At 72.2% G+C, this 23,355-nt stretch carries 21 protein-coding genes; 6 read left to right on the forward strand and 15 right to left on the reverse strand.

The window, feature by feature from the left end; genetic code table 11:
• Window positions 1-46 precede the first annotated feature (46 nt).
• Window positions 47-1,489: an NAD(P)H-quinone dehydrogenase gene (locus AC1DPN_RS09485; RefSeq protein WP_477084479.1), complete on the forward strand. Its 1,443-nt coding sequence runs from the start codon at window positions 47-49 to the stop codon at window positions 1,487-1,489.
• 201 nt (window positions 1,490-1,690) lie between these two features.
• Here the strand turns inward: AC1DPN_RS09485 and AC1DPN_RS09490 are convergent, their stop codons facing one another.
• The 9 genes from AC1DPN_RS09490 to AC1DPN_RS09530 form a co-directional block, all read right to left on the reverse strand.
• Window positions 1,691-3,625, reverse strand: coding sequence for an endonuclease/exonuclease/phosphatase family protein (locus AC1DPN_RS09490; RefSeq protein WP_477084480.1), 1,935 nt, complete (start codon window positions 3,623-3,625; stop codon window positions 1,691-1,693).
• 22 nt (window positions 3,626-3,647) lie between these two features.
• Window positions 3,648-5,045 (reverse strand): iron uptake transporter deferrochelatase/peroxidase subunit, encoded by a 1,398-nt coding sequence (efeB, locus tag AC1DPN_RS09495; RefSeq protein ID WP_477084481.1) that lies wholly within the window; start codon window positions 5,043-5,045, stop codon window positions 3,648-3,650.
• A gap of 27 nt (window positions 5,046-5,072) precedes the next feature.
• Window positions 5,073-6,278, reverse strand: a complete 1,206-nt coding sequence (efeO, locus tag AC1DPN_RS09500; protein WP_477084482.1) for an iron uptake system protein EfeO — start codon at window positions 6,276-6,278, stop codon at window positions 5,073-5,075.
• A gap of 34 nt (window positions 6,279-6,312) precedes the next feature.
• Window positions 6,313-7,185: an iron uptake transporter permease EfeU gene (efeU, locus tag AC1DPN_RS09505; RefSeq protein WP_477084483.1), complete on the reverse strand. Its 873-nt coding sequence runs from the start codon at window positions 7,183-7,185 to the stop codon at window positions 6,313-6,315.
• Window positions 7,186-7,322: 137 nt separating this feature from the next.
• Window positions 7,323-7,826, reverse strand: coding sequence for an NUDIX domain-containing protein (locus AC1DPN_RS09510; RefSeq protein ID WP_477084484.1), 504 nt, complete (start codon window positions 7,824-7,826; stop codon window positions 7,323-7,325).
• Window positions 7,827-7,828: 2 nt separating this feature from the next.
• Window positions 7,829-9,625 carry an acetyl/propionyl/methylcrotonyl-CoA carboxylase subunit alpha gene (locus AC1DPN_RS09515; RefSeq protein ID WP_477084485.1) on the reverse strand — a complete coding sequence of 599 codons (1,797 nt, stop codon included), beginning with the start codon at window positions 9,623-9,625 and terminating at the stop codon, window positions 7,829-7,831.
• Between the two features lie 166 nt (window positions 9,626-9,791).
• Window positions 9,792-10,433 carry a Maf family protein gene (locus AC1DPN_RS09520; RefSeq protein WP_477084486.1) on the reverse strand — a complete coding sequence of 214 codons (642 nt, stop codon included), beginning with the start codon at window positions 10,431-10,433 and terminating at the stop codon, window positions 9,792-9,794.
• Between the two features lie 51 nt (window positions 10,434-10,484).
• Window positions 10,485-11,606, reverse strand: a complete 1,122-nt coding sequence (locus AC1DPN_RS09525; RefSeq protein ID WP_477084487.1) for a LacI family DNA-binding transcriptional regulator — start codon at window positions 11,604-11,606, stop codon at window positions 10,485-10,487.
• A gap of 53 nt (window positions 11,607-11,659) precedes the next feature.
• Window positions 11,660-11,893 carry a hypothetical protein gene (locus AC1DPN_RS09530; RefSeq protein WP_477084488.1) on the reverse strand — a complete coding sequence of 78 codons (234 nt, stop codon included), beginning with the start codon at window positions 11,891-11,893 and terminating at the stop codon, window positions 11,660-11,662.
• A 219-nt stretch (window positions 11,894-12,112) separates the two neighbouring features.
• On the opposite strand from AC1DPN_RS09530, the gene AC1DPN_RS09535 reads away from it, so the two are divergent.
• Complete coding sequence (locus AC1DPN_RS09535) at window positions 12,113-12,832, forward strand: vitamin K epoxide reductase family protein (protein ID WP_477084489.1); 720 nt, start codon at window positions 12,113-12,115, stop codon at window positions 12,830-12,832.
• A gap of 61 nt (window positions 12,833-12,893) precedes the next feature.
• Here AC1DPN_RS09535 and AC1DPN_RS09540 read toward each other — a convergent pair whose 3' ends face one another.
• The 4 genes from AC1DPN_RS09540 to AC1DPN_RS09555 all read right to left on the reverse strand — a co-directional run bounded on the left by AC1DPN_RS09540 (window position 12,894) and on the right by AC1DPN_RS09555 (window position 17,082).
• A complete protein-coding gene (locus tag AC1DPN_RS09540) occupies window positions 12,894-14,612 on the reverse strand; it encodes a DUF885 domain-containing protein (protein ID WP_477084490.1) in 1,719 nt (572 codons plus the stop codon).
• 63 nt (window positions 14,613-14,675) lie between these two features.
• On the reverse strand, window positions 14,676-14,915 hold the full coding sequence (locus AC1DPN_RS09545; protein ID WP_477084491.1) for an acyl-CoA carboxylase subunit epsilon: 240 nt from the start codon (window positions 14,913-14,915) through the stop codon (window positions 14,676-14,678).
• Window positions 14,912-15,481 (reverse strand): hypothetical protein, encoded by a 570-nt coding sequence (locus AC1DPN_RS09550; RefSeq protein WP_477084492.1) that lies wholly within the window; start codon window positions 15,479-15,481, stop codon window positions 14,912-14,914. Before AC1DPN_RS09550 ends, AC1DPN_RS09545 begins: the two co-directional genes overlap by 4 nt.
• Window positions 15,478-17,082 (reverse strand): acyl-CoA carboxylase subunit beta, encoded by a 1,605-nt coding sequence (locus tag AC1DPN_RS09555; protein WP_477084493.1) that lies wholly within the window; start codon window positions 17,080-17,082, stop codon window positions 15,478-15,480. Before AC1DPN_RS09555 ends, AC1DPN_RS09550 begins: the two co-directional genes overlap by 4 nt.
• Before the next feature lie 134 nt (window positions 17,083-17,216).
• Here AC1DPN_RS09555 and AC1DPN_RS09560 point away from each other — a divergent pair, with 134 nt between their 5' ends.
• The 3 genes from AC1DPN_RS09560 to AC1DPN_RS09570 all read left to right on the forward strand — a co-directional run bounded on the left by AC1DPN_RS09560 (window position 17,217) and on the right by AC1DPN_RS09570 (window position 19,842).
• On the forward strand, window positions 17,217-18,074 hold the full coding sequence (locus tag AC1DPN_RS09560) for a biotin--[acetyl-CoA-carboxylase] ligase (protein WP_477084494.1): 858 nt from the start codon (window positions 17,217-17,219) through the stop codon (window positions 18,072-18,074).
• Between the two features lie 14 nt (window positions 18,075-18,088).
• Window positions 18,089-19,177: an adenylate/guanylate cyclase domain-containing protein gene (locus AC1DPN_RS09565; RefSeq protein WP_477084495.1), complete on the forward strand. Its 1,089-nt coding sequence runs from the start codon at window positions 18,089-18,091 to the stop codon at window positions 19,175-19,177.
• A gap of 80 nt (window positions 19,178-19,257) precedes the next feature.
• Window positions 19,258-19,842, forward strand: coding sequence for a DUF2867 domain-containing protein (locus AC1DPN_RS09570; RefSeq protein WP_477084496.1), 585 nt, complete (start codon window positions 19,258-19,260; stop codon window positions 19,840-19,842).
• A 6-nt stretch (window positions 19,843-19,848) separates the two neighbouring features.
• Here AC1DPN_RS09570 and AC1DPN_RS09575 read toward each other — a convergent pair whose 3' ends face one another.
• Window positions 19,849-20,601, reverse strand: coding sequence for an SOS response-associated peptidase (locus AC1DPN_RS09575; protein ID WP_477084497.1), 753 nt, complete (start codon window positions 20,599-20,601; stop codon window positions 19,849-19,851).
• A 206-nt stretch (window positions 20,602-20,807) separates the two neighbouring features.
• On the opposite strand from AC1DPN_RS09575, the gene AC1DPN_RS09580 reads away from it, so the two are divergent.
• Window positions 20,808-22,082, forward strand: a complete 1,275-nt coding sequence (locus AC1DPN_RS09580; RefSeq protein ID WP_477084498.1) for a multidrug effflux MFS transporter — start codon at window positions 20,808-20,810, stop codon at window positions 22,080-22,082.
• Here the strand turns inward: AC1DPN_RS09580 and AC1DPN_RS09585 are convergent.
• Complete coding sequence (locus AC1DPN_RS09585; RefSeq protein WP_477084499.1) at window positions 22,056-23,318, reverse strand: pyridoxal phosphate-dependent aminotransferase; 1,263 nt, start codon at window positions 23,316-23,318, stop codon at window positions 22,056-22,058. The two genes, AC1DPN_RS09580 and AC1DPN_RS09585, sit on opposite strands and share 27 nt — an antisense overlap.
• Window positions 23,319-23,355: the final 37 nt, after the last annotated feature.

Consider the following 23,355-nt stretch of genomic DNA (forward strand, 5'->3'; position numbering starts at 1 on the left):
GCTAGCCCGGTGGACGCAGCGGGCCGGAACGGCAGAATGGATTGCTGTGAGCACCCCGTCGCAGGACCTGGCCGTCACCCGCGTCGTCGTCATCGGCGGTGGACCCGGTGGGTACGAGGCGGCGCTCGTCGGTCGTCGCCTCGGCGCGGACGTCACCGTCGTCGAGGCCGCCGGGTTCGGGGGCGCCGCCGTCCTCACCGACGTCGTCCCGTCCAAGACGCTCATCGCGACCGCCGAGTGGATGACGATCGCGGACCGCGCGCCCGAGCTGGGCATCCGGCTCGACGGCACCCCGCTCGAGGGCGCCGGTGTCGACGGCTTGCGGCACCGCATCGATCTCGCCGCCGTCAACACCCGCGTCAAGGCGCTCGCGGCCGCGCAGTCCGCGGACATCCGCGCGCGCCTCGAGCGGGAGGGCGTCCGGATCGTGCTCGGGCGCGGCCGCCTCGACGGACCGTCGCGCGTGCTGGTGAGCACCCCCGAGGGCGCCGACGACCTCGTCCTGGATGCGGACGTCATCCTCGTCTCGACGGGCGCCACGCCGCGGATGCTGCCGGAGGCGCAGCCGGACGGCGAGCGCATCCTCACCTGGACGCAGCTGTACGACCTGGCCGAGCTGCCGAGGAAGCTGATCGTCGTCGGCTCGGGCGTCACGGGCGCCGAGTTCGCCGGCGCCTACACGTCGCTCGGCGCCGAGGTCGTGCTCGTCTCCAGCCGCGACCGGGTCCTGCCCGGCGAGGACGCCGACGCCGCCCAGCTGCTCGAGGACGTGTTCAAGACCCGCGGCATGACCGTCATGTCCCAGTCGCGCGCCTCCGGCGCGGTGCGCACCGCCGACGGCGTCGAGGTCACCCTGGCCGACGGGCGCGTCGTCGAGGGCTCGCACGTCCTGTTCGCCGTCGGCTCGATCCCGAGCTCGCACGGGTTCGGGCTGGAGGAGGCGGGCGTGCGCCTCACGGCGTCCGGGCACATCGAGGTCGACAAGGTCTCGCGCACCAACGTCCGCGGCATCTACGCCGCGGGCGACGTGACCGGGGTCCTGCCGCTCGCGTCCGTTGCGGCCATGCAGGGGCGCCTCGCGATGGCGCACGCGCTCGGCGACGCCGTCACCCCGCTCTCGTTGCGTGGTGTGTCGTCGAACATCTTCACGATGCCCGAGATCGCGACCGTCGGTCTGTCCGAGGCCCGGATGCAGGAGATGGGCGTCAAGTACTCGGTCAGCATGCTCCCGCTGTCCCGCAACCCGCGCGCCAAGATGCTCGGCGTCCGCGACGGGTTCATCAAGATCTTCGCGCACGCCGGCTCGGGCGTCGTGGTCGGTGCGGTCATCGTCGGTCCGCGGGCGAGCGAGTCGATCTTCCCGCTCGCCCTCGCAGCGACCTATCGCCTGACCACCGACCAGATCGCCGAGACGTCCACGGTGTACCCCTCGTACTCGGGCACGATCGCCGAGGTGGCACGCATGCTCCACCACCGCATCGAGGACTGACTCGGAGGACTGAGCCGGAGCGCAGCGAAGGGTGGGGGCCGCGAAGCGCCACCCGCCCGTAGCGGAGCGCAGGGTCAGGCCGACCAACAAGCACTGGCCCGAGACCGAGTGCCGAGAACAGAGTTGTCTACGCCAAACGGCTCGATGGCGTCGACAAGTGTGTTCTCGGGCGCACGCGTGGGTGGGCGTCGATCGCGCGTGTCAGCTGCCCAGGGTGAAGCGGGCGACGACCGGGAGGTGGTCGGACTCCGTCTGGCCGGTGAGCACCTCGGCGGACTCGAACGTGACGCCCTGGCCGAAGATCCAGTCGATGCGCTCGGTCGGATCGGTCGACGTCGAGGTGAGCGCGTCCGGGTCGCCGGCGACGTCGATCGCGCTGACCCAGCCGGCGTCCGTGAGGAACGTGACCTCCGGCGAGCCGGGCGTCGCGTTGAGGTCACCCGCGAGCAGGGCGGGCGGCGTCACGGTCTCGGCGTCGGCGAGCGCTGCGAGCTGGTCGAGCCGGGTCGGGGTGTTCGACGCGCGGTGCTGCAGGTGGACCGACGTCACGCGCAGCGGCCCGGACGGCGTCGTCACGGTCGTCGCCAGCGCCGAGCGGTTCTGGGGGCCGTCCCCGTAGGGCAGGTCGTGGATCGCGACGTCGGTCATGCCTGACCGCGAGAGCACCGCGTTGCCGAACTGACGGTCGGCCGCGGGGGCAAACTCGATGGTCATGCCGAGCCGGTGGGACAACCACGTGGCCATGTCGGCGCCGCCGCCGAAGATCCAGCCGCGCTCCACCTCCTGCAGCGTCACGACGTCGGCGTCCTGCGCCTCGATCGTCTGCGCGATGCCCTCGAGGTCGACGGCCGTCAGCGGTGAGACGCCGTAGTGCAGGTTCCAGTCGACGAGCGTGAGGGAGCCGTCGGCGGCCTGCGCGGGGACTGTCGGCGGACGCAGCGCGACGAGGCCGATCGCGGCGAGCACGAGCGCGGGCAGCAGCAGGAGCTGGACCGAGGCCATGCTGCGGGGGAGCCGTTCCGACGAGCCGGCAAGGGGCGTGCGGCGGCGCAGCCCCGACAGGGCGAGCGCGATCGAGGTCACGACGACGACCCACGCGTTGTCGACGGGCAGCGGCACGTCGTAGTCGAGCATGTAGACCAGCAGCGGCGCGATCGTGAGCACACCGACGGCGAGCGTGGCGAAGGCCGTCCGGGGGATGCCGCGCGGTGCCGGCCGGTGCGCGCTCAGCGCCGCGGCGAGCACGACGCCGACGCACACCTCGAGCACCGCGATCGCGACGAGCGCCCAGAAGTCCGTCAGCCAGAGCGCACCACCCACACCGAGGACGAGGAGCGCGGCGGCACCCACCCGCCACGGTGCCGTCCACTGGGCGGGCCGGAGCAGCACGCTCGCCCCGACGAAGTTCGTGGCGACCAGCACGATCCCGGCGGTACGCAGCGAGGTTCCGGACTGCGAGGCCGCGAACGCGGGGTTGGCGACGATCATCGCCGCGAGCGCGAGGAACGGCCCGAGAGCCCAGAGGCGTCGTGGCCGGCCGGTCGGCTCGGACGCGGCGGTGGTGAACGCCGCGAGGCCGCGGGCCGTGCCGAGCACGGAGACGCCGAGCGCCACGGCGACGATCCACCCCGACCAGCCCGGCTGCCACAGCGCGTCCCACGTGCCTAGCAGCAGCTGCAGCCCCACGGACAGGCCGCACCCGATGACGAGCCCGACGGCTGCCTGCCGCCCGCCCGAGGGGCGCCCCGCCACGAACGCGACGCCGAGCGTGAGCACCCCGACGGCGATCGCGACGGTCACGAGGCCGACGACGTCCAGCGCGATCCCGTCGAGACCCTGGAGGACGACGCGCAGCACCGCGAGAACCGCCGAGCCGAGCAGGAGCGCACGCGAGTCCGGAGTCCCCGAGGTGCAGCCGACGACCAGGAGCACGACAGCGACGACCACGCCCGCACCCGCGTACGTGCCCAGGGAGGCGAGTGCGGCGTCGACCGTGCCCACCGCGAACGCCCGGTCGAGCAGGGGGCCGCTGGCACGGACCATCTCGAGCGCCAGGACCGTCAGGATCGCGACGAGCCACACGCGCGTGGGCGTGCCTGCGTCGAGCGGCGTGCGCGCCGGCGCCTCAGTCGTCACGCGCGGCAGAGTACCCCCGTGGTCAGGCGAACAGGCCCTGGCCGACGTACGGGCTGTCGTCGGTGGTCACCGGCGTGCCGTCCGCGCCCAGGACGAGCGTGTCGTCCGGCAGTCCGGGCGGTACCGCGAAGAGGCCCGACGCCGTGTGGGTCAAGTACTCCATGAGGCTGTCCTTGCTCGACAGTGCCGACTGCATCGGGATGTAGTGCGTGCGCGGGTCCTTGACGAACGCCAGGAAGAAAAGCCCGGCGTCGAGGCGCCCGAGGCTGTCGTTGCCGTCCGTGAAGTTGTACCCACGGCGCAGCATCCGCACACCCTTGTTCTCGGTCGGGTGCGCGAGGCGGACGTGCGAGTCGACCGCGATCAGTGGCTTGCCGTCACCGCCCTGTGCGGTGAAGTCCGGCTCGGTGAACTCGGTGCCGCCCGACAGCGGTGCCCCGACGCCCTTCGTCCGACCGACCAGTCCCTCCTGCTCGCGGAGCGAGGTGCGGTCCCACGTCTCGATGCGCATCCGGATCCGGCGGGCCACGAGGTAGGAGCCGCCAGCGAGCCACGACGACTCCGGGGTGAGGTCGCCCGAGGGGACCCAGACGTGATCCTCGAGCGCGTCGGTCTCCTCGGCCTTGACGTTCGCGGTGCCGTCCTTGAACCCGAACAGGTTGCGCGGGGTGAGCTGGGCGGTGCTCGTCGACGACGTACGGCCGTAGCCGAGCTGGGTCCAGCGGATCGTCGCGGTCCCGAACGCCGCACGGGACAGGTTGCGGATCGCGTGGACGGCGATCTGCGGGTCGTCGGCGCAGGCCTGCACGACGATGTCGCCGTCGCTGCGGGCGGGGTCGAGGTCGTCTGCGGCGAAGTGCGGGAGCTCGACCAGTCCGTCGGGGAGCCTGTCGGCGAGCCCGAACCGGTCCTCGCCCGGCGTCCCGTCGGCGGAGGGGGTGCCGACGAACATCGACCGGCCGAAGCCGAACGTGATCGTCAGCCCGGCCGGCAGCAGGTCGGCCGCCTCACCGGTGTCGTCCGGCGGTGCGTCGTACGGTCCGGACGCGGGGCCGAACGGACCGGCCGACATCCCCTGCGTGAGCCGTGCCGCGATCGTGGTCCAGCGGCGCAGCAGCGCGATCAGCTCGTCGCGCGAGGTGGTCGTCAGGTCGAACGCGGCGAGGTAGAGCCGGTCCTGCGCGGGTGTCACGATGCCGGCCTGGTGCACGCCCGTGAACGGGTAGGTGCCCGGGCTCCCGCTCGTCGTGGTGGGCGCCGGTGCCGTCGCGCGGCCGACGCCGAAGCCGGTGGCGGCGGCGAGACCGACGGCGAGCCCGCCGCCCAGCCCGAGGAAGCCGCGCCGTGAGAGGCGGGCACGCTCGGTCGGGTCGGCGGGCTCGGTGTCCGGGGTGTCGGACGGGTCCGTGGGGGCGGACACGTGACTCCTAGCGGTAGAGGACCGGCGTCAGCTGGTCACGGTGGCGGTGAGCTGCGACAGCGGCTCGGCGAGCGCGTCGACGGCCGCAGCGAGCGCCTTGACCTGCGCGTCCGACAGCTGGTCGTAGTAGGTGAAGCCGTCCTCGACGGAACCCTGCTCGGTCAGGAGCGTCTGCAGCTCGGCGAACCGCGACTCCAGCTCCGTGGCGAGGTCCGGGTCCTGCGCCGTGACGACGTCGGAGAGCGTCTCATAGCCCACGCGTGCACCGTCGACGTTCGCCTGGAAGTCCCAGAGGTCGGTGTGCGACCAGATCTCCTCCTCGCCGGTGACCTTGCCCGTGGCGACCTCGTCGAGCAGCTCCTTGGAGCCATTCGCGATCTGGAACGCCTCGAACGTGAAGTCGGGGGCGTTGACCTCGTCGACGAGCTTCTGGGTGTTGGCGACCATCTCGGACGCGACCAGGTCACGCTGCTCCTGCGTCAGCGGCACGTACGCGACGCCACCGTTCGCCTCGGGCGTGGGCTGCCACAGGTCCTTCTCGGCCATGTGCCAGCCGCTCCAGGTGGCCCCCTCCTCGACGTCGGCCTCGCGCAGGTCGAGCAGCGGGTCCAGGTCACCGAACGACTCGGCGACGGGCTCGACTCGCTCCCAGTGCACGCGCGTGTCCGCGTACAGGCTGCGCGCGGTCTCGTCGTCACCCGAGGTGTAGGCGTCGGCGAACGCCTGTGTGCCGGTGATGAGCGCGCCCACCTGGTCCTTCACGTAGGCGACGTACTGGGCCTCGGCGGCGGCGATCTGGTCGGCGGTGTCGCCCGTCGGGCCGACCTCGGTGCCGGAGTCTGTCACGGTGAACTCGGACCGGATGCCGTCGCCGACCATGCCGGGCTTGCACGCGGCGTAGTACGTGCCCGGCTTGACCTGGACGACGAGGTCGCGGCTGAGGCCGGGGCCGACGTTCTCGACCTCGGAGATCACGCGCAGGCCGTCCTCGCCCAGCAGGTAGAACTCGGTCACGTCGTCCCCGCCGTTAGTGACGGAGAACTGCAGGGTGCCCGAGGGAGCGGTGTCCGCCGACACGTCGCACGCGTCGGCCGTGGACGTCACGGTGAGCGTCCCGGCCGAGGAGCTGGGGCCAGCACCGGCGGTGTCGTTGGAGACGCACGCGGTGAGCGGGAGCACGAGCGCGGCCAGTCCGGCAACCAGCGTGGCGGTCCGGGCGTGACTGTGGGACATGGGTCTCCTTCGAGACGGGTGTGAGCGCGTGGTGTCAGGCTGCGGTGACGGCGACCGCAGGAGCGGCGGCCGGGCGGGACGGCACGTTGCCCCAGGTGGTGCGGATGAAGAAGTAGAGCGTCGGGACGATGTAGGCCAGCCAGGCGAACGCCTGGAGCCAGGTCGTCGCGGGCGAGAAGTTGAAGACGCCCTTCAGAAGCGACCCGTACCAGCTGCTCGGCGGGACGGTCGACGACACGTCGAACGCGAGGTTGTTCAGGCCGGGCAGGATCCCGGCCTCCTGCAGGTCGTGGACGCCGTACGACAGGACGCCCGCGGCGACGACGATGAGGAAGAGCCCGGTCCAGGCGAAGAACGTCCGCAGGTTGAGCTTCAGCGCGCCGCGGTAGACGAGCCAGCCGAGCAGCACGGCCGTGGCCAGCCCGAGGGCGGCACCCACGAGCGGCCCCGAGTTCGGGGTGCTGCCGGGGATGTTGCCGCTGGTCGCCTGCGCGCCGGCCCACAGGAACAGGGCGGTCTCCAGGCCCTCGCGCCCGACGGCGAGGAGGGCGACGACGAACACGGCCTTCTGACCGCCGCCGATGGCGTCGTCGAGCTTGTGGTGCAGCCCCGACTTCATGTAGCGGGCGGTCTTGGCCATCCAGAAGATCATCCACGTGATCAGGCCGACCGCGGCGATGGACAGGATCCCGCCGATGGCCTCCTGCGCCTCGAACGACAGCCCCTGCGGCCCGAAGGTCAGCAGCGCGCCGAAGCCGAGTGCGATCAGGACGGCAGCGGCGACTCCGGTCCACAGCGCCGGCAGCTGGTCGCGGCGCTCGGACTTGACGAGGTAGGCCACGAGGATGCTGACGACGAGCGCGGCTTCGAGGCCTTCGCGCAGACCGATGAGGTAGTTGGCGACCATGGGAGCTTCCGTCGGGGGCTGTGAGGCAGTGGCGGTGCGACCGTGAAGGAGGACAGGCTCACCTCACTTTGGTGGACCTTACTCCTTAGGGTGTCCTCAGTGCGAGGCCGCTCCGGGAATCCGGACCGTGACGCCCGTCACCGGTCGAGCTGGACCCGCAGGGTCGGCCACGCGTCGGCGAACGCAGGCAGCAGCGGGAGCGCCGCCACGTCGTCCGCGGGTACCCAGCGCAGCTCGAGGCTCTCGGCGTCGGTGACCGCGGGGTGCACGGGGGAGACCTCGTCGGCCAGGACGGTCGTGTACGACCAGTCGGGATGCTGCAGGACGTGCTGGCCCCGCACGCGCACGGCCACCGGGTCGATGCCGGCTTCCTCGGCGGCCTCGCGCAGCGCGGCCGTGACCACGTCCTCGTCAGGCAGCCGGGCGCCACCGGGGACTCCCCACGTCCCGCCGTGGTGGCTCCACTCGACGCGGTGCTGCAGCACGACCGCGGTGGCGAGGCCGTCGTCGTCGCGACGCGCGAGCAGCAGCCCTGCGGCGCCGAACAGGCCCCAGTGCCGAAGGCCGCAGCCGCACTCGACCCAGCCGTCACCAGGCTGGCGAGGTCGGTGCGGCGGCACCGGCAGCGCATCAGGGGACAAGCTCAGCCGACGATCTCGCAGATGGCCGTTCCCGCGCTGACGCTCGAACCGACGCCCGCGGTCAGCGACGTCACGGTGCCGGCACGGTGCGCGAGCAGCGGCTGCTCCATCTTCATCGCCTCGAGCACGACGACGAGGTCGCCCTCGGCCACCTCTGCGCCTTCCGCGACGGCGACCTTGACGATCGTGCCCTGCATCGGCGACGCGAGGGTGGTGCCGCTGGCCGACGCCGTGCGGGCCGCGCGACGGACCGGGCGGCGTGCGCCGGGACCGGCCGACCCTCGACCAGCCGTGCCCGGGCGACCGAGCGCGAGAGCCGCGGGCAGGACGACCTCGATGCGCTTGCCGCCGACCTCGACGACGACCCGCTCCAGCACGGCAGGCTCGTCGTCCTCCTCGACCGGCGCAGCGGGCGCGGACGCACCGAGCGCCGCGACGGTCTCCGCGAACTCGGTCTCGATCCAGCGCGTGTGGACGGTGAACGCCTCGTCGGGGTCGGCGGGTGCGAACGCCTTGGCGTCGAGCACGGCCCGGTGGAACGGGACGACGGTCGGGATGCCGACCACCTCGAGCTCGGCGAGCGCGCGGCGGGCGCGGGCCAGGGCCTGCGGCCGGTCGGCGCCGGTGACGATGACCTTGGCGATCATCGAGTCGAACAGGCCCGAGACGCTGTCACCCTCGACCACGCCCGAGTCGACGCGCACGCCTGGACCCGTCGGCAGGCGCAGCGTGGTGATCTTGCCGGGCGCCGGCAGGAAGCCCGCGGCCGGGTCCTCGCCATTGATGCGGAACTCGATCGAGTGCCCGCGCGTGGGGACGGAGTCGTAGCCGAGGGGCTCGCCCGCCGCGATGCGCAGCTGCTCGCGCACGAGGTCGATGCCGCTGACCTCCTCGGTGACCGGGTGCTCGACCTGCAGGCGCGTGTTGACCTCGAGGAACGAGATCGTGCCGTCGGCCGCCACGAGGAACTCGCAGGTGCCGGCGCCGACGTAGCCGGCCTCGCGCAGGATCGCCTTGGACGACTCGACGAGCTGCTCGTTCTGCTCGTCGGTGAGGAACGGTGCGGGCGCCTCCTCGACCAGCTTCTGGTGACGGCGCTGGAGCGAGCAGTCGCGCGTCGAGACGACGACGACCGTGCCGTGCTCGTCGGCCAGGCACTGCGTCTCGACGTGCCGCGGCCGGTCCAGGTACCGCTCGACGAAGCACTCGCCGCGACCGAACGCCGCGACGGCCTCGCGGACCGCCGACTCGAACATCTCGTCGATCTCGTCGACGCTGCGGGCCACCTTCAGGCCGCGGCCGCCGCCGCCGAACGCCGCCTTGATCGCGATCGGCATGCCGTGCTCCGCGGCGAACGCGTGGATCTCGTCGACGCCCTCGACGGGATCAGGGGTGCCGGCCACCAGGGGCGCGCCCGCACGCTGCGCGATGTGGCGCGCGCTGACCTTGTCCCCGAGCGACTCGATGGCCGACGGCGGCGGACCGATCCAGACCAGGCCGGCCTCGATGACCGCGGTGGCGAACGCCGCGTTCTCCGCGAGGAAGCCGTAGCCCGGGTGCACGGCGTCGGCGCCGGAGCGTCGGGCGACGTCGAGGAGCTTGCTGATGTCGAGGTAGGTCTCCGCGGCGCGGGAGCCGCCGAGCGCGAACGCCTCGTCGGCGATGCGGACGTGCAGGGCCTCCCGGTCGGTGTCGGCGTAGACGGCGACGGAGCCGATCGACGCGTCGCGACAGGCACGGGCGATGCGGACGGCGATCTCACCGCGGTTGGCGATGAGGACCTTGGAGATGACGGGCACGGCTCACCGTAACGCGGAGCGGGCCAACGGCTCGTGCCCGCGGCGCGTGCCCCGGCAAGATTGGGGAACCGGCCAAGGCTTGTGGGCACGTTCTTGTAGGAATCCGACGACGACGCACCTGAGGAAGCCGACGTTCCGTGCGCCGATTGTCGTCAACGGACAAGAATCAGGGCCGACGCCACAGATCGGGGATGCTCACGCCGACCTCGAGCAGGAGCTCGCGCAGCAGCGGCAGGCTGATCCCGACGACTCCGTGGTGGTCGCCGTCGATCTTCTCGACGAACGGACCGCCCAGCCCGTCGACCGTGAACGCGCCCGCGACCGAGAGAGGTTCGCCGGTGGCCACGTAGGCGTCGATCTCGTCGTCGGACAGGTCCGCGAACGTCACGACGGTCGACGACGTCGCGCCGAGCATCGCCGGGGTCGCGCGCTCGTCCATGAGCCAGTGCCCGGTGTGCAGGACGCCGGTCTTCCCGCGCATCGCGCGCCAGCGGCTCGTCGCCTCGGCCGCGTCGACCGGCTTGCCGTGGATCTCGCCGTCGAGCTCGAGCATCGAGTCGCAGCCGAGGAGCAGCAGGTCGTCTGCGTCCTCGAGCTCCTCGGGCAGGTTCCGCGACACGTCCTCGACCTTGGCCTGCGCGAGCAGCAGCACCGCGTCCGCGGCATCGAGGGTGCCGAACCGGGTCTGCGCTGCGGCCAGCGCGGCGACCTCGTCCACGTCCGAGACCGCCACGAGAGGGTCGATGCCGGCCGCGACGAGCGTGGCGCGTCGGGCGGGCGAGGCAGAGGCGAGGAGCAGTCGGGTCACGGGACGGGAGCCTATGCCGTCGCCCGGCAGGGTGGACGGTCGGCTGGACGGTCAGCCGGGTGGCGGGGCCGTGCTCTCGCGGACGACGAGGGTGACCGGGACCATGTGCTGCGCCGCGTCGGGGGCGCTGCCCGCGCGTCCGCGGCCGATCGACTGGGTGAGCGCGGCGGCGGCGGCCTTGCCCTTGGCCTCGAAGTCCTGCCGGACCGTGGTCAGGGTGGGGCGCAGACGACGGGCGAGCGGGACGTCGTCGTACCCGATCACCGACACGTCCTCGGGGACGCGCAGTCCGGCCTCCTCGGCCGCGTGCACCACCGCGGCGGCCATCAGGTCGGAGAAGCACAGGACCGCCGTCGGAACGGTGTCGCCCGCGAACAGGCCCTTGGCGCCCTCGGAGATGTACGGCTCCATGTTGTCGAACACCTCGTAGGTGACCGGCGTGACGCCGCCCGCGCCGAGGGTCTCCACCCAGCCGAGCTGGCGCTCGCGGGCGACGAACCCGCTCGCTGCCGCGGTCACGTCAGGCGCCCAGCCGGGCGGGACCGAGACGTTCATGGTGAACGTGGCGACCCGGCGGTGCCCCAGGTCGAGCAGGTGCTGGGCGGCGAGCCTGGCGCCCTCACGCTCGTCGAGGATCACGCTGGCCGCACCCGGCCTGGGGTCGCCGTCGACGAAGACGAGTGGCAGCCTGCGCCGTTCGAGCCAGTCCACGGCGGGGTAGTCGGCCGCGCACCCGTAGACGAGCGCGGCGTCCATCGGGATGTCGCGAGCCGGGATCATCCCCTCCGCGCCGGTCGCCGGCAGGAGCACCAGCGCCAGGCCGGTCGGCGCGAGCTCCTCGGCGACCGCCCCGAAGAACGCGGCCGCGATGGGGTCGCGGAAGGCGGCACCGACCGACTCGGTCAGCAGGACGCCGACGGCACCCGTCGTTCCGCGTGCCAGTGCGCGCGCCGAGGGGTCCGGCCCGACGTAGCCGAGCTCCGCGGCCGCGTCGAGGATCGTGCGCCGCATCTCCGCCGACAGCTGGTCGGGCCGCGAGAACGCGTTGGAGACCGTCATGCGGCTCACGCCGACCCGGTCCGCGATGGTCTGGAGCGTCACGCGCGCCACGGGGTCACCGCCGTCCCGGGGCGCGTCGACGCGCGGCTCGAGCCCGTGCGGTGCTGCGGGCACGACGACACCCTGTTCCGCTCCATGCGGGACAGGGTAGGTCGCCCGGGCGCTTGTCACCGCGTCGCCGTGCCGCCCTGGGGGGCTGAAGCGGGCGCGACGGCATCGGCCAGGTGGTGGAGGAGGTCTGCCAGCGACCGCCTGGTGCGGGCGGCCGGCGGCTGGTGGGTGCGTGGTGGCCGGCGGTGCCGGACCACGAGCTCGGGTGCCTGCGGCTCGGCGCTGTGCGCCTCCTGGTAGGTGGCGGGCGGCCCGAAGAGGAGCCCGAGCTGAGGGCTGTCCATCGACATGATGTCCTCGTTCTCGTCGTCGGAAAGTGCTCTGTACCGATAAAGTAGCAAGGGATGCTGTACCGGTCAAGTCTTTCGGGGACGGGACCTTTGGTCTGGTCCGGACGCACAGGCGCGCAGGGCAGAATGGGTGCGGCACAAGCATCGGGTCGCGGCGGGAGGTACCGCCGGCCCGACGGGCGGGCGATGAGACCGGCCCGAGGGGCACGAGGAGAGCAGATGGCTGACGTGACCGGTTCGTCTTCGACGGGTGTGGGCGGCGTCCACGACCCCGAGACGGACCTCGACGAGCTCGACGAGGACTACGGGTACGGCGACGACGACGACCTCGACCCGGAGCTGCTCGAACCTCCGACGCAGGCCTGGCGGGCGCGCACCGCGCTCGAGATGGTCATCTCGGGCGCCCTGGGGCTGCTCGCCTCGTTCGTGCTCTCGATCGACGCGCTCAAGCTCGCCGCCGACCCGAACGCCCAGCTGGGCTGCAGTATCAACGCGGTGATCAACTGCAAGTCGGTGGCGGCGCGCTGGGAGGCGCACCTGCTCGGTGAGTTCTTCCCCAATGCGTTCCTGGGTATCGCGGCGGAGTCGGTCGTCATCACGATCGCAGTCGCGATGCTCGGCGGCGTGATCTTCCCGCGCTGGTTCATGCTCTCCGCGCAGGCGATCTACTCGGTGGGCTTCCTGTTCGCGTGGTGGCTCTTCGCCCGGTCGTACTTCGTCATCGGCGCGCTGTGCCCCTGGTGCCTACTCATCACGGCCACGACGACGCTCGTCTGGGCCGGCCTGACCCGCATCAACGTCCGCGACCGCGTCATCGACATCGGGCCGGGTGCCCGGCGCTTCGTCGCGAACGGTAACGACTGGTTCGTGACGATCGCCGTGCTGCTGTTCATGGTCACCGCGATCGTCGTCAAGTACGGATCGCGCCTGGTCGCCTGACGCGGGACGAGACGAGGGCCGGTGCCGCAGCGATGCGGCACCGGCCCTCGTACGTCCTGGGTCAGCCGGCGAAGGCCGCCTTCAGCACGTCCAGCGGCAGCGCGCCCATGCTCAGCGCGCGGGCGTGGAACGCCCGGATGTCGAACTCTTCCCCGGCGGCGTGCGCCTTGGCGGCGGCCTCGTCGCGGGTCTGCTCCCACAGGCGCTGGCCGATCTTGTACGACGGTGCCTGCCCGGGCCAGCCGAGGTACCGGTTCCACTCGAAGCGGATGAAGGCCTCGGGCATGTTGACGTTGGCCTTGAGGAACTCCCAGCCCTTGTCGGCGTCCCACGTGCCGCCGCCCCACTCCTCGGGAGCGGGCAGGCCCAGGTGGACGCCCAGGTCGAAGACGACGCGGGCGGCGCGCATGCGCTGGCCGTCGAGCATCCCGAGGTGGTCGCCCGGGTCGTCCAGGAACCCGAGGTCGGCCATGAGCCGCTCGCTGTAGAGCGCCCAGCCCTCGCCGTATCCCGACGTCCAGCACGCCAGACGGCGCCACCGGTTCAGCGTCGCGCTCTCGCACACCGCCCAGCCGATCTGCAGGTGATGCCCGGGAACGCCCTCGTGGTAGACCGTCGTCTTCTCCCGCCAGGTGTTGAACGTGGTGACCTCGGGGGGAACCGACCACCACATCCGCCCAGGACGGCTGAAGTCCTCGCTGGGGGGCGTGTAGTAGATCCCGCCGTTCTGGGTGGGTGCGATCCGGCACTCCAGGCTGCGCAGGACGTCGGGGATCGTGAAGTGGGCGCCGTCGAGGGCCTCGATCGCCGCGTCCGCGGTCTCCTGCATCCACGTCTGCAGGGCGTCGGTCCCCGTCAGGAGGCGAGACGGGTCGTTGTCGAGCACCGCGACGGCGTCGGCGACGCTCGCACCGGGCCCGGCGATCTGCGCCGCGACGGCCTCCTGCTCCGCGACGACCCGCGCCAGCTCGTCGAGACCCCACTGGTACGTCTCGTCGAGGTCGACGGTCGCGCCGAGGAACTGCCGTGACCACAGCGCGTACCGCTCGCGCCCGGCCGCGTCGGACGCCGGCGCCAGCTGCGCGAGCTCGTCGCGCAGGAAGGCGGCCAGCGTGGTGTACGCCTGCCGGGCCGCCGTCGCGCCGTGCTCGAGCTCGGCGCGCACCAGCGAGCACGCCGCCGACTCGTCGAGGACCGCGTCCACCTGGGAGCCCGTGATGAACGCGGTGAAGAACGACCCCTCGGGGTCCGCCAGCTCGGCCGACTGGCGCGCGGCCTCCTCGACCTGCCGCGCGGGCGCGACGCCGGACAGCGTGGCGCCCAGCCGCAGCGACTCGATGTAGCCGTCGATCGCGAGCGGCATCGCGTTCAGCCGCGCCGCGATGTTCGACCAGGCCTCGACGGTGTCGGTCGGCATGACGTCGAAGATGTCCCGCAGGTTCTGCACGGGGGAGGCGATGTTGTTCAGGTAGCGGTGGTCCTCGCCCGCGTCGTACAGCTCGACGGCAAGACCCAGCCGCTCCCGCATCGCCGCGAGGGTGAGCTCGTCGACGGAGTCGACCGGGGTCAGGCCCTCGAGCGTCGCGAGCGTCGACCGTGCGAGCTCAGCGCGCTCGGCCAGTCCGGCGGGCGAGAAGTCCGTCATCTCGTGGTCGTGCCCCGAGATCCCGATCGCGGTCGCCGCGAGCGGGTCGAGCGCCGCGTACTGCGTCAGGAACGCCTCGGCGATCCCGTCGATGGTCGAGGTCGTCCGCGGTCCAGAGATCGGCGTCGTCGTCACGGCGACCACGGTACTGGTGAGTACGGCAGGGTGCAGTGGTCGCCGTCGTGGCGCGCAGGCGCCTCAGGCGCGCAGGCTCCAGCGCCAGGCATCCGGCCCGGGGCGCATCGCGTCGATGCGTACGCCTCGCATCGTGCGGCGACGGTCAGCCCACGGTGCGGCCACCGAGTCCGCGGACTCCTCGGCGTGCCGGGCGCGTTCCGACGCGGCCGCCATCAGACCGGCGACGAGCGCCGCGAGCTCGTCGTCGTCCGGCGTCCCCCGGACGACCTGCATCTGCGTGTGGTCGGACGGCGCGCTCACGCGTCGCCCTCGTCGTCGTCCTCGTCCTCGTCGAAGTCGAACGGCGCGCCGCGGGAGGCGCCCCAGCCGTCCACGACGAACCCGGCCTCGACGAGCCGACCCGCCAGCTCGGAGCCGCCCTGCTCGACCAGGTCGAGCACGGAGTCGAGCGAGAGGTCCGACGTCCCGGCCGGCGGTCCGACCAGGAAGCCGAGGTGGAACGTGTCCAGCTCCAGCGGCTCCGGCAGGAGGTCCGCGTCGCCCTCGTCCTCGTCGCCCCACGACATGCCCGTGAGGTCGGCGTGCAGGCCGAGACGCTCGTGCAGCAGGTCGTAGAGACGGGCGTTGAGCCCGCCGATCTCCGACTCGAGCGCCAGGATGCGCGGGTCCTCGTCGGCCTCGGTCGAGCCGAACTCGGCGCGCACACCGACGGCGGTGTCGACGTAGGCGTGCAGGGTCGCCGCGAGCTGGTCGACCGCGGTGTGCAGGTCGGCACCGTCGACACCCACCAGAGGCTGCGGGCCGTGCGCCTCGTGGTCGTGGCCACCGTGGTCGTCGTGCGCGCCGTGCTCGTCGTGCTGGCTCATAGGGGGATGTTCCCGTGCTTCTTCGGGGGCAGCGATGCCCGTTTGGTGCGCAGGAGGCGCAGGGCCTTGGTCACCTCGGCACGGGTGCGGGAGGGCTCGATGACCGCGTCGACGTAGCCACGCTGGGCGGCGTCCCACGGGTTCACGATCGCCTCCTCGTACTCCGCAGTGAGTCGGCGGCGCTCGGCCTCGACGTCGCCGTCGGCGTCCGCGACCTTCTTGAGGGCGCCGCGCTGGAGGATGTTCACCGCGCCACCGGCGCCCATGACGGCGATCTGTGCCGTGGGCCAGGCGAGGTTGACGTCCGCGCCGAGCTGCTTGGACCCCATGACGATGTAGGCGCCACCGTACGCCTTGCGGGTGATCACCGTGACGAGCGGGACGGTGGCCTCCGCGTAGGCGTAGATGAGCTTCGCGCCGCGGCGGATGATGCCGTTCCACTCCTGGTCCGTTCCCGGCAGGAAGCCCGGGACGTCCACGAACGTGAGCACCGGGATGTTGAACGCGTCGCAGGTGCGCACGAACCGCGCGGCCTTCTCGGCGGCGTTGATGTCGAGCGTGCCCGCCATGGACATGGGCTGGTTGGCGACGATCCCGACGGGGTGGCCCTCGACGTGCCCGAACCCGATGAGCACGTTCTGGGCGTACAACGGCATGACCTCGAGAAGTACACCCTCGTCCAGGACGTGCTCGATCACCGTGCGCATGTCGTACGGCTGGTTGTCCGAGTCGGGCAGCAGCGTGTCCAGCTCGAGGTCCGCGTCGGACACCGACAGATCGGCGGCGTGGTCGAAGGTCCACGGGTCCGTCAGGTTGTTCTGGGGCAGGTACGTGAGCAGCGCGCGCACGTAGTCGAAGGCGTCGTCCTCGTCGGAACCCATGTAGTGCGCGACGCCGGAGCGGGTGTTGTGCGTGGTCGCACCGCCCAGCTCCTCGAAGCCCACGTCCTCGCCGGTCACCGCGCGGATCACGTCCGGGCCGGTGATGAACATGTTGGACGAGCCGTCGGCCATGACGATGAAGTCGGTCAGCGCGGGGGAGTACACCGCCCCGCCGGCCGACGGGCCGAGGATGAGGCTGATCTGCGGGATCACACCCGACGCGGCGACGTTGCGCCGGAAGATCTCGGCGAACTGCGTGAGCGCCGCGACGCCCTCCTGGATCCGCGCGCCGCCGCCGTCGCTGATGCCGATGAGCGGGACGCCGGTGCGCAGCGCGAGGTCCATGACCTTGGTGATCTTCTCGCCGTGCACCTCGCCGAGACTGCCGCCGAAGACCGTGAAGTCCTGCGAGTAGATGCAGACCGGACGACCGTCGATCGTGCCGTGCCCGACGACCACGCCGTCGCCCGGGATCTTCTTCTTGTCGAGCTCGAAGTTCACCGACCGGTGCTGCACGAACGCGTCGAGCTCCGTGAACGAGTCCTCGTCGAGGAGCTGCTCGATCCGCTCGCGGGCGGACCGCTTGCCCCGAGCGTGCTGCTTGTCGACGGCGTTCTGCTCGGCCCGGGCCTGTGCCTCGTACCGCGCCGCGAGATCCGCGAGCTTGCCGGCGGTGGTGCGCGGAGCCGCGGTGTCCGCGGGCAGTTGGATGTCAGTCACCCGACGAGGCTAGTTGTCGAAGCCCTCCATGCACGTGCAGGCGCATCACGGTGTTCGTCGCGTCGGGGTGTCGGGTTCCCACAACGCGCGACATCATGGGCGCTGTGCCTTTCCACGTGCCCGCGCCTGAGCCGATGCCCCGACCGATCCTTCGTGCCGACGAGATCCGGTCGCTCCTGCTCGCCCCGTCGGGTCCGCTCGCCCGGGTCGAGATCGTCGACGTCACCTCGTCGACCAACTCCGACGTGGTCTCGGACCTGCGGCTCGACCCGGCGTCCTGGCCCGACGCGAGCGTCCTGATCGCCGAGCACCAGGCCGGTGGCCGCGGGCGAGCAGGCCGCTCCTGGGACACGCCGGCGGGGGCGGCGTTGACGTGCAGCTTCGTCGTCCGCCCGACGATCCCGGCGTCGTCGCTGGGCTGGCTCGGGCTGCTCGCGGGCCTCGCGTCGGTCAACGCGCTGAGGGCCACCGCGGGCGTGCCGGCGATCCTGAAGTGGCCCAACGACCTGCTCGTCCCGTCCGACACCGAGGTCGAGGGCTGGGGGCCGGTCCGCAAGATCGGCGGCATCCTGGCCGAGGTCGTGCCGATGGCCGACGGCGGGCCGGCTGCGGTCGTCGTCGGGATCGGCATCAACGTGTCCCAGGAGGCCCACGAGCTGCCCGTGCCGAGCGCCACGTCGCTCGCCCTCGCGGGCGCTCAGCACGTCGACCGCGAGGGCATGCTGGTCGCGCTCGTGGACGCCCTGCTGGAGGTGGCTCGCCGGTGGCGTGACTCGGGCGGGGACGCGGTCGGGTCCGGCTTGGCCGACGAGGTCGCACGGGTCTGCGGCACGATCGGCGACACCGTCCGGGTCGAGCTGCCGGGCGGCGGCGAGGTCACGGGCGTCGCCGAGGCGCTCGCGGCCGACGGGGGGCTCCTCGTGCGGGATGCCGGAGGTACCGAGCACCACGTGCTCGCAGGTGACGTACGCCACGTCCGCACGGCTGGGTGAACTACCCTCGACCCGTGCCGGACGAACGATCGCAGGACCTCGACTTCCTCGAGTCGACGGTGGGAGAGCTGGACGCCGGGCTGCTCGGCGGCCCGCGCACCCTCAGTGCCCGGGACCTGGCCGCGCGGGCCCGGATCGACCTCGAGATCGTGCAGGGCTTCTGGACGACCATGGGCCTGCCGCACGCCGACCCGGACGACAAGGTCTACACGGAGCGGGACGCCGAGGCGGTGGACCGGGCAGCCGAGATGGTCCGCGACTTCGGCCTGGACCTGCGCACGGTCATCACGGTCACCCGCGCGCTCGGGCACACCTCGGACCGCCTGGCGCTGTGGCAGGTCGAGGCGCTGGTCGAGGACATGGCCACGCGCTACGAGCTCGATGACACGTCGGCCCGACTGCTCGTCCTGGACCGGCTCGGCGCGCTGGCTCCCGTCCTGGAGGCACAGCTCGTGCACTCCTACCGCCGGCAGCTCGCGGCGATCGCCGGACGGTATGCCGCCGAGTTCGGCGAGCTGCGCGACCCGGGGCCGGACCGCACCGCGCTGCCGCTCGCGCGCGCGGTCGGGTTCGCGGACATGGTCTCGTTCACCCGTCGTACCGCGGGGCTGGGGTCCACCGACCTCTCGCAGTTCGTGCAACGGTTCGAGACAGCGGCGCGCGACATCATCTCGTCGGGTGGAGGTCGCGTGGTCAAGACGATCGGCGACGCCGTCCTGTTCGTAGCCGACGACCCCGCGACCGGCGGGATCATCGCCCTGCGGCTCGCCGACGCGCTCGGCAAGGAGCTCGACGTCGACCGCGAGACCACCACGGGCGGGCTGTTCGAGGGTGCGCGCGGGGTCACGCCCGTCCGGGTGGGTCTGGTCTGGGGCCGGGTGCTGTCACGGTTCGGCGACGTGTTCGGACCGCACGTGAACCTCGCCGCGCGGCTCACGGACATCGCCGACCCGTCCACGGTCTACGTCGACGAGGCCACCGCGCAGGTCCTCTCCGCCGACGCGCGCTTCGTCCTGGAGCCCCGCCCGCCACGGCGGCTCGCGGGAATCGGCACGGTCACGCCCGTGCGGCTCCACCCGGGCAACGTCGCGACCAACGCCTGAGGACCTGCTGAGAGGCCGCACCGCGCGCCGGCGCTGCTCGCTACGGTCGACAGACCGGAGCGGCGACGAGGGGCGGACTGATGAGACTCCCGAACACGGAGTACACGTCTCGCCCGTGGCGCGTGCACGAGATCGCGCCCGACTTCCTCGTCGAGGACGTCTGGGAGCTCCCCACGCCGGGCGGTCCCGACGACCTCGACCGGCTCGTGCACTCGTTCGCCCAGGGCGACGGGTCGGGCTCCGGCGGCGGGGTGGTCGGCTTCCTGATGACCGTTCGCCGGTGGCTCGGCGTGATCTTCGGCTGGGACGATCCGTCCCACGGTCTGGGTGCGCGCGAGCAGTCCGTGCGGGAGCGGTTGCCGCAGGACCTGGCGGACGGTCCTCGCGGGCCCGACTCGGGCGCCCTTCCCTTCACGTCGGTGTTCCAGACGCGCGAGGAGTTCGTCGCCGAGATCGTGAACCGCACCGTGCACGCACTCGTGCACCTCGGTTGGGTGGCGGGGGAGGACGGCGTCCACCGTGCCCAGATGACGGTCCTGGTCCGTCCGAACGGGATCGGCGGCCGGGCCTACCTGGCGTTGATCGCACCGTTCCGGTACCTGATCGTCTACCCGCGGATGATCCGAGCGATCGGCCGTCGCTGGGAAGCGACTGCTCCGAGGTGACGCGGGTCAGTCCTCTCCGTCCTTTTCGAGCGGGACCTCCTCGACGAGCGCCGGGCTGTTGTTGGCCACGGAGCCGACCGCGCTCGAGACCGGCGTCGCGATGATGTCCGGTGGGGGTGCCTCGAGCAGCCTGGCGGCCTCGTCGGCGCCGACAGCGGGGTCGAGCCAGGCGTCCCACGCCTCGCGCCGGAGCATGAGCGGCTGCCGGTCGTGGATGTGGGCGAGCTCGTCGGACGCGGGGCGCGTGATGACGGTCGCGCTGACCACCCAGCGCTCCGGGTCGTCGTCGGCCTTGCTCGGGTCCTTCCAGAACTCGTACAGCCCGGCGAGCGCGACGACGTCGCCGTCAGCCGGGTGCAGGTAGTACGGCTGCTTGCGCTTGCTCGTCGAACCCGGCAGGCGTGGATCCGCTTTCTTCCACTCGTAGTACCCGTCGGCCGGAAGGAGGGCGCGCCGGACCGCGAACGGTCGCGCGAACGCCGGCTTGTCCGCGATCGACTCGACCCGTGCGTTGATCATCCGGCTGCCGACCGAGATGTCCTTGGCCCACGAGGGGACGAGCCCCCAGCGCGCCACCCGCAGCTGCCGCGTGATCTCGCCCGTCTCCTTGTCGGCCCGCTCGACGACCATCCGCACGCCGTCCGTCGGGGCGACGTTCCACGACGGGCCCAGCAGGCGCACGTCGTCGGCGACCGTCGCGATGGCGAACTCGTCGGCCAGCGCCTGGTCCTCCCGGAAGGACGCGTATCGACCGCACATGGGTCCAGAGTGCCAGCCACCACCGACACCGCGCGCGCCGACGTCAAGCGGACAACGGGCCGACGTCACGACGGGGCCAAGACGGTGCCAAGACCACGCGAAGCGACGACCGAGCGACGACGAACATCACATCGAATCGATTCGACAAACTGCCCGGCGCAATGGAAACATGGCTCGCGATGAGCTTGCGCACCACCGCCCCCCGCATGACCGCACCGACCGCCCCGGCTCCCGCAGCGGTCGGCCTCGACGCACCCCGGCGGACGTACACGCCAGACTTCCGGTACGTCCTGCTGCTGGGCCTGATGTGCGCGCTGCCGGCCTTCTCGGTGGACATCTACCTGCCGTCGCTCCCCGACGTCGCACGGGACCTCGACACCACCGCGACCATGGCGCAGCTGACCATGACCGCGATGCTCATCGGGGGCGCGGTCGGGCAGCTCGTGATCGGACCGGTCTCGGACCGGTTCGGGCGGCGTCTGCCCGTCCTCCTCGGTGTCGCCATGCACGTCGTGACCTCGCTGCTGTGCATGGTCGCGCCGGCGATCATCCCGCTGATCGTGCTGCGGACGTTCCAGGGCTTCTTCAACGCGTCGGCGTCGGTCGTGGCGATGGCGATCATCCGCGACCGGTTCGTAGGTGCTGACGCGTCGCGCCTGATGTCCCGGCTCATGCTCGTGATCGGTGTCGCTCCGCTGTTCGCGCCGTCCATCGGCGGCCTGATCGCGGGCCAGCTGGGCTGGCGCGCGGTGTTCGGAGCGCTCGCGCTGTTCGGTGCCGCGCTGTGGGTCGTCGTGTGGTTCCGGATGCCGGAGACCCTGCCGCGCGAGCGCCGACGGGTCGGTGGGCTGCGCACTGCGCTGGCGGGGTACGGCCGGCTCGTGCGGGACCGGCACTTCGTCGCGCTCTCGATCCTGCCCGGTCTCGGCGTCGCCGTCCTGATGGCCTACGTCGTCGGCTCGCCGTTCGTGCTGCGCGAGGGGTACGGGCTCTCGTCGACGCAGTTCGCCGGCCTGTTCGCGCTCAACGGCATCGGGCTCGTCCTGGGCGCGCAGGTGAACGCGTCGCTCGTTCGCCGCGTCGCACCGATCCGCATCCTGCGCGTCGTGCTCCCGGTCTCCGTGACGCTCGCCGTGGTGCTGCTCGGCATCGCGCTGACCGGCTGGGGTGGTCTCGCGGCACTGCTCGTCGTCCTGTGGCTGATCCTCTTCATGGTCAACTTCGTGCCGCCCAACGCGTCGGCCCTCGCGCTGACGCGGCACGGAGCCATCGCCGGCACCGCCGCCGCCGTGATCGGGGCGACCCAGTCGGGCGTCGCGGGCGTCGTCAGCCCACTGTCCGGCATGCTCGGCGGCGACGCCGTCGCGATGGCGGCGGTCATGCTCGCCTCGGCGGTCGGCGCGCTCCTCGTCCTCGCGTTCCTCACGCCCGCCTACCGGCGCGACGGAGCATGGTCAGGCGGGACGCCCGTCCTGGACTGACGGCGGTCCGTGGTGCAGCCGGTGCAGCCGGCGCACCGCCTCCTCGAGCACGTCGTCGCGCTTCACGAAGGTGAAGCGCACCCACGAGCGCAGGGCCGTGTCGACGTCGGAGCCGGCGTGCGTGAACGCGCTCACCGGGACGCCGACGACCCCGGCCAGTCCCGGCAGGTCGCGGCACAGCTCGGTCCCGTCCGCGTAGCCCAGCGGTGCGGCGTCGGCGAGCACGAAGTACGTCCCCTGCGGCCGCACGACGGTGAAGCCCGCATCGAGGAGCCCGGCGCACAGCAGGTCGCGACGGCGGGAGAGCGAGTCGGCCAGGTCGTCCACCCAGGCGGCGACGTCCGGGTCGCCCAGCGCGAACGCGACAGCGGGCTGGAACGGTGCGCCGGAGACGTAGGTCAGGAACTGCTTGACCGTCCGCAGCGCGGTGACCAGGCGCTCCGGGCCGGTCACCCAGCCGATCTTCCAACCCGTGAACGAGAACGTCTTGCCTGCCGAAGACACGGTGAGCGTCCGCTCCGCCATCCCCGGCAGGGTCGCGATCGGGACGTGCACGGGACGCACGCCCGAGCCGTCGCGCAGGAGGAGGTGCTCGTACACCTCGTCGGTCAGCACGATCGCGTCGTGCGCCGTGGCCAGCCGGGCGATCGCCTCGAGCTCCGTCCGCGTCAGGACCGTGCCCGTGGGGTTGTGCGGGGTGTTGACCAGGACGATCCGGGTGCGCGGCGTGAACGCGCCGGCGAGCGCATCCAGGTCCAGGCGGAAACCGTCCGCGGTCGCGCGCAGCGGGACGGTCGTGTGCCTCGCGCCCGCCATCGCGATCACCGCGGCGTAGGAGTCGTAGAACGGCTCGAGCGTGAGCACCTCGTCGCCGGGACCGGCCAGCGCGAGCACAGCGGCCGCGAGCGCCTCCGTGGCACCCGCGGTGACGAGCACCTCGGTGTCGGGGTCCCAGGCCAGGCCGTAGCGGTCGAGCTGGTGGCGTGCGACCGCCTCCCGCAGCGCCGGGATTCCCGGGCCGGGCGGGTACTGGTTGGCGCCGTCCATGATCGCGTCGGCAGCGGCGCGTGCGACCGACTGCGGACCGTCGACGTCGGGGAAGCCCTGCCCGAGGTTCACGGCACCGGTGCGGGCGGCCAGGGCCGACATCTCCGCGAACACCGTGGCACGCGGGACCCCGTCGGCACCGAGCAGACCGGTGGCGCGTGCAACCGCCTGCCAACGAGCGTCAGTCATGCGGGTGAGCGTAGACGGCTCGTCGTCGGGGAGCGGG

It is taken from the genome of Cellulomonas sp. P4_H4 (assembly GCF_056400865.1).

What these genes read in the sequence shown, in the direction of transcription:
- efeU (WP_477084483.1), bottom strand. Translation starts at nt 7,185, where the DNA reads ATGGTCGCCAACTACCTCATCGGTCTGCGCGAAGGCCTCGAAGCCGCG.
- AC1DPN_RS09530 (WP_477084488.1), bottom strand. Translation starts at nt 11,893, where the DNA reads ATGTCGATGGACAGCCCTCAGCTCGGGCTCCTCTTCGGGCCGCCCGCC.
- AC1DPN_RS09575 (WP_477084497.1), bottom strand. Translation starts at nt 20,601, where the DNA reads ATGTGCGGTCGATACGCGTCCTTCCGGGAGGACCAGGCGCTGGCCGAC.
- AC1DPN_RS09570 (WP_477084496.1), top strand. Translation starts at nt 19,258, where the DNA reads ATGAGACTCCCGAACACGGAGTACACGTCTCGCCCGTGGCGCGTGCAC.
- AC1DPN_RS09585 (WP_477084499.1), bottom strand. Translation starts at nt 23,318, where the DNA reads ATGACTGACGCTCGTTGGCAGGCGGTTGCACGCGCCACCGGTCTGCTC.
- AC1DPN_RS09550 (WP_477084492.1), bottom strand. Translation starts at nt 15,481, where the DNA reads ATGAGCCAGCACGACGAGCACGGCGCGCACGACGACCACGGTGGCCAC.
- efeO (WP_477084482.1), bottom strand. Translation starts at nt 6,278, where the DNA reads ATGTCCCACAGTCACGCCCGGACCGCCACGCTGGTTGCCGGACTGGCC.
- AC1DPN_RS09580 (WP_477084498.1), top strand. Translation starts at nt 20,808, where the DNA reads ATGACCGCACCGACCGCCCCGGCTCCCGCAGCGGTCGGCCTCGACGCA.
- AC1DPN_RS09535 (WP_477084489.1), top strand. Translation starts at nt 12,113, where the DNA reads ATGGCTGACGTGACCGGTTCGTCTTCGACGGGTGTGGGCGGCGTCCAC.
- AC1DPN_RS09560 (WP_477084494.1), top strand. Translation starts at nt 17,217, where the DNA reads ATGCCCCGACCGATCCTTCGTGCCGACGAGATCCGGTCGCTCCTGCTC.